Consider the following 748-nt stretch of genomic DNA (forward strand, 5'->3'; position numbering starts at 1 on the left):
CTGGTCGAGCCGGAAAGCCGCGGGGATCCGATGACGCCGTTGCGGTGGACGACGAAATCGACTCGGAAGCTTGCCCTTGAGCTGACCGGGATGGGGCATCCGGCCAGTCATGCCGTGGTGGCCGAGATTCTGAAGTCGATCGGGTACAGCCTCCAGGGAACGCGCAAAAGGCACGAGGGGCGTGGGCATCCGGACCGTGACGCCCAGTTCCGCCACATCAGTGCCACCGCGGCGGCGTTCCTGGCGGCCGGAGACCCGGTGATCAGCGTGGACACGAAGAAGAAGGAGCTGGTCGGGCCGTTCCACCAGGGCGGCAGGGAGTGGCACCGCAAGGGCGAACCGGTCGAGGTGAACGCCTACGACTTTCCCTACCTCGCAGACGGGAAGGCCATTCCCTACGGCGTCTACGACCTTGCCGACAATTCCGCGTGGGTCTCGGTCGGGGTCACCAGCGACACGGCGCAGTTCGCGGTCGCGACCATCGCCAGGTGGTGGGACGAGATGGGCCGGGAGAAGTACCCGGATGCCAGACGCCTCATGATTACCGCCGACTGCGGCGGGTCGAACGGGAACACGGTCTGGTTGTGGAAGCGAGAGCTCGCGAGGCTCGCCGCCAGGACCGGCCTGGAGATCAGGGTCTGTCATTTCCCGCCAGCGACCTCGAAGTGGAACAAAATTGAGCACAGGCTGTTTTCCTATATCAGCGTCACCTGGCGCGGCCGGCCGCTCGCGACCTACGAGACCGTGG

General features: G+C 65.6%; 1 protein-coding gene. It reads left to right on the forward strand.

Translation table 11 applies throughout. The features are described 5' to 3' along the window. A partial coding sequence (locus AC08OQ_RS18405) for an ISAzo13 family transposase (RefSeq protein ID WP_476612250.1) occupies positions 1-748 on the forward strand: 748 nt, incomplete at both ends.

The sequence above is a fragment of the Frankia sp. CcCS3 genome (genome assembly GCF_977927575.1).